6 protein-coding genes and 1 tRNA gene are annotated in these 3,493 nt (G+C 64.5%); 6 read left to right on the top strand and 1 reads right to left on the bottom strand.

Annotated elements, in window-relative coordinates; all coding sequences use genetic code 11:
• From ACXJKH_RS17015 to panB, 4 genes are all read left to right on the top strand, one after another.
• A partial coding sequence (locus tag ACXJKH_RS17015; protein WP_457321089.1) for a MerR family transcriptional regulator occupies window positions 1-223 on the top strand: 223 nt, incomplete at its 5' end.
• A 67-nt stretch (window positions 224-290) separates the two neighbouring features.
• Window positions 291-367, top strand: a tRNA-Pro gene (locus ACXJKH_RS17010).
• A gap of 154 nt (window positions 368-521) precedes the next feature.
• A complete protein-coding gene (locus ACXJKH_RS17005) occupies window positions 522-782 on the top strand; it encodes a hypothetical protein (protein WP_457321087.1) in 261 nt (86 codons plus the stop codon).
• Window positions 783-889: 107 nt separating this feature from the next.
• Window positions 890-1,741, top strand: a complete 852-nt coding sequence (gene panB, locus ACXJKH_RS17000) for a 3-methyl-2-oxobutanoate hydroxymethyltransferase (protein WP_457321085.1) — start codon at window positions 890-892, stop codon at window positions 1,739-1,741.
• Between the two features lie 367 nt (window positions 1,742-2,108).
• Here panB and ACXJKH_RS16995 read toward each other — a convergent pair whose 3' ends face one another.
• Window positions 2,109-2,627, bottom strand: a complete 519-nt coding sequence (locus ACXJKH_RS16995; RefSeq protein WP_457321083.1) for a hypothetical protein — start codon at window positions 2,625-2,627, stop codon at window positions 2,109-2,111.
• A 70-nt stretch (window positions 2,628-2,697) separates the two neighbouring features.
• Here ACXJKH_RS16995 and ACXJKH_RS16990 point away from each other — a divergent pair, with 70 nt between their 5' ends.
• A complete protein-coding gene (locus ACXJKH_RS16990) occupies window positions 2,698-3,168 on the top strand; it encodes a GNAT family N-acetyltransferase (protein ID WP_457321081.1) in 471 nt (156 codons plus the stop codon).
• 96 nt (window positions 3,169-3,264) lie between these two features.
• The gene (locus tag ACXJKH_RS16985; protein ID WP_256774665.1) at window positions 3,265-3,438 is read left to right on the top strand and encodes a DUF1328 domain-containing protein; all 174 of its coding nucleotides are present in this window, start codon (window positions 3,265-3,267) and stop codon (window positions 3,436-3,438) included.
• Window positions 3,439-3,493 lie beyond the last annotated feature (55 nt).

Genomic DNA, 3,493 nt, shown 5'->3' with positions numbered 1-3,493 from the left:
GGAGCCGGCCAAGCGCCGCGGCAACCGACGTTACTACCAGCGCCATGACGTGCTGATGGTGCGCCAGATCCGTGGCCTGCTCTACGAACAGGGCTACACCATCGGCGGCGCGCGGCTGCGCCTGGAAGGTGCCGGTGCCCGCGACGAATCGGCACTGAGCAACCAGATCATCAAGCAGACGCGGATGGAGTTGGAAGAAGTGCTCCAATTGCTGCGTCGCTGAACAAATACGCGGATAAAACCGTTATACTCGTCGGCCCGCTGAGAGGCGGGGACATTGCCAGCATCATCGGGGCGTAGCGCAGCCTGGTAGCGCATCTGCCTGGGGGGCAGAGGGTCGTCGGTTCAAATCCGGCCGTCCCGACCAATGTTGGTGATTCGATCAAAGGCTTGTGCAGCGATGCGCAGGCCTTTTTTCTTTTGGGGCACCCGCAAGTGCTTCCGCCGCGGCATAGGCGATACCATGGGCCATGAACACTCACTCCCCCGATCCAGGCGCTCCGCGGCTGCTTGGCTTCGACGTGCCCGACCTGCACACCCGCGTTGATCAGACCGAGGACGAGGCCATCGTGGCCATGCTCGATGTCGCGCCGTCTGCGGCGTGGCTCGAGGTTTTCCATGCGCATGTGGATGCGCTGAAAGGCGCGCTCGGCCTTGCCGGTGTGGAAATCGACGGGAGGACGATCCGCTTCTTCGGCTCCATCGCCGACAGCCGCCGCCTGGCCAACGAGATTACCGGGCTGATCAAGGACGTTGCACAGACGCTGTCCARCCAACGCTGACGACCGGAATGCCGGACCCGCCGCGCGGTCGCGCGGCGTTGCGGATGCCATGACGTTTTTCGTAACGCAGCCGATCCACGGTCGGCGCTACATCCAAGGGTATTGCCATGAACGAACAACCCCCGCCGTACGCCACCCCGCAGAGTCCGCTGGCCCAGGCCAAGCGTGTGCGCATTCCGCACCTGCAGCAGATGAAAGAGCGTGGCGAAAAGTGGGCGATGCTCACCGCGTACGACATGTACACCGCCGCGAYCTTCGAGGATGCCGGTATTCCGGTGCTGCTGATCGGGGATTCGGCGTCCAACAACGTATTCGGCAACGACAGTCTGTTGCCGGTCACCGTCGATGAGCTGATGCCGCTGGTGCGCGCGGTGAGCCGTTGCACGCGCCGTCCGCTGGTGATTGCCGATCTGCCGTTCGGGTCCTACCAGGCCTCGCCGGAGCAGTGCTTCCATACCGCGGTGCGTTTCATGAAGGAAGGCGGCGYGCACGCGGTCAAGCTCGAAGGCGGTATTGAAATGGTGCCGCAGGTGCGCAAGCTGGTGAGCTCGGGTATTCCGGTGATGGCGCACATCGGCTTCACCCCGCAATCGGAGCATCAGCTGGGCGGCTTCYGCGTGCAGGGCCGTGGCGACAGTGGCCCGGTGTTGGTGGAAGCGGCGCGCGCCCTCGAAGCGGCCGGTGCCTTCGCGGTGCTGATCGAGATGGTGCCGGCCGACGTCGCCGCGCAGATCACCGCAGCGGTCGCCGTGCCCACGGTGGGCATCGGCGCAGGGAGCGACTGCGACGCGCAGGTGCTGGTCTGGCAGGACATGGCCGGTCTGCGTACCGGGCAGCTACCGCGCTTCGTCAAGCAGTACGCGGACATGCACGGGCTGCTGCAGAAGGCCGCGCGCGACTTCGCGGCGGAGGTCGAGTCGGGTGTATTCCCCGGGCCGGAACACGCGTTCCAGTCGTAACCGGCCTGGGAGGGGTGGGCGCGTCGTTGGCCGTCCTAGCCGATGGCGCGCAGCACTTCTTCGATCAGAACCGCGTAACAGGCAACGAAGTAGAACTTCAGCAAAGCCGGATGTTGCTTGGTGATAATCGCGCGCATGGGCGTGGGCAGATTGGGTGGACGCCTCGATTGTGACGGAGGTGTGAATTTGTGGCAATGATCACAAATTAAATGCACTTAGCGAAGTGAGGGACGCTGACCCCGCATCCTCAAAGGTGCTCCAAGTAACTGATTTTCAGCAAGAAGCTCCAACTCACCCAGCCCCGTATCGACGGGACGATGGAGGCCCCGGCACGCCGTTTTGCCCCTGGCAGCCGATACCGGTGCGCTCAGCCCGGGCCCAGCACCCGCCGTATCAGACGCCGCAGCACGACCGCCGCCAGGGTGAGCGGGATCACAATCGGCCATTGCAGCAGGAACAGGCCGGCGGTGATTTCCCACTGGCTCCAGGTGTTACCGAATACCTGCGCAGCCGGCGGGCCGAGCCGGATGACCACCAGTGTGGCCAGGACGAAGGTCAGGTCCTGCCAGCGCAATGACCGGCGCACGCATGCCAGCCGGCCAACCAGCACCAACCCGGGCATCACCGCCAGGCTTGCCAGCAACGCATGTACCAGCACGTCGCCGCGTCCGTAATCGTAGGGAATCGACGGCCACATCCATCCGAGCCGCTCGGTCTTGAGCTGGGCGGTCAGCACACACGCGAAGACAATGGACGTGGCCAACAGCACGACGAGATCGATACCGGCGTGGCGCACACCTCGCGCGACATGCGATGCGGGTTCGGCAGGAGAGAGCGACATGGGGCGGGACTGCGCGGTGCGGCGGGCAATCTCAGCAGATTTCACCGGGTTTGGCGACTGTCGTGCGCGCGTGGCTTAGAGTGATGCTCCGTGCGTAGATGCGTCAGGAGACAGGATGATCAGGACAATGCTCGAGAGCGACCAGAAGGCGGCCAGCGCGATCTGCATGCGCGCGTTCCTGGCGGCGGTGGCGCCGTCGCTGTCATCGTTCGGCGTAGACACCTTCCGCCTGATTGCAGCGCCCGATGGCTTCGCACAGCGCAGGGCGCAGGACAACCTGCAGCTCGTCTACGAGGATGCGGGGCGGATCAAAGGCGTGGCTGAGCTGAAGCAACGTCGCCATGTGGCGATGCTGTTCGTCGACCCCGGCTGCCAACGACAGGGCATCGGTGAGGCGTTGTTGGCGGCACTGGTCGAACAGGCGCACGCCGGGCTGCTGACGGTGAGCGCCTCGGTGCCGTCGGTGGGTTTTTATGCACGCAACGGATTCCGGAGCATGGGCGAGGTGGCCGAGTCGGCCGGGCTGGTCTACCAGCCGATGGAGCGGTCGATCATCGACGCCGCCAACGGAGTCACCGCCGCCTGACTTCACGCGGTTCGCGCGAACCGTTCACGAGCGCGGGACAGCCGCGCGACTATGTTGAAGGTCTGTCAGTCATCCCGGTTGCGGGTAAGGATCAACATGATCAAGTGGGCCATCATCTTCGCCATCATCGGCCTCATTGCCGGTGCACTGGGCTTCGGCGGCCTCGCCGGTGCGTCCATCGGCATCGCCAAATTCCTGTTCTGGGCCGGCATCATCATCGCGGTGGTGTTGTTCCTGCTGGGCATGACCATCGCCAAGAAGGTCACCTGACCGCAGCAACATCGCAGTGGTGGAACACCAAGGCCTGCGCAGCGATGCGCAGGCC

This window comes from Stenotrophomonas sp. P5_B8 (genome assembly GCF_054049855.1).
The sequence above is the reverse complement of the archived record's forward strand: the minus strand, read 5'-3'. Positions and strand labels throughout refer to the sequence as shown.

Excerpts from the sequence above, each read along its gene's own strand:
- ACXJKH_RS16990 (WP_457321081.1), top strand. The coding sequence starts at position 2,698 with ATGATCAGGACAATGCTCGAGAGCGACCAGAAGGCGGCCAGCGCGATC.
- ACXJKH_RS16985 (WP_256774665.1), top strand. The coding sequence starts at position 3,265 with ATGATCAAGTGGGCCATCATCTTCGCCATCATCGGCCTCATTGCCGGT.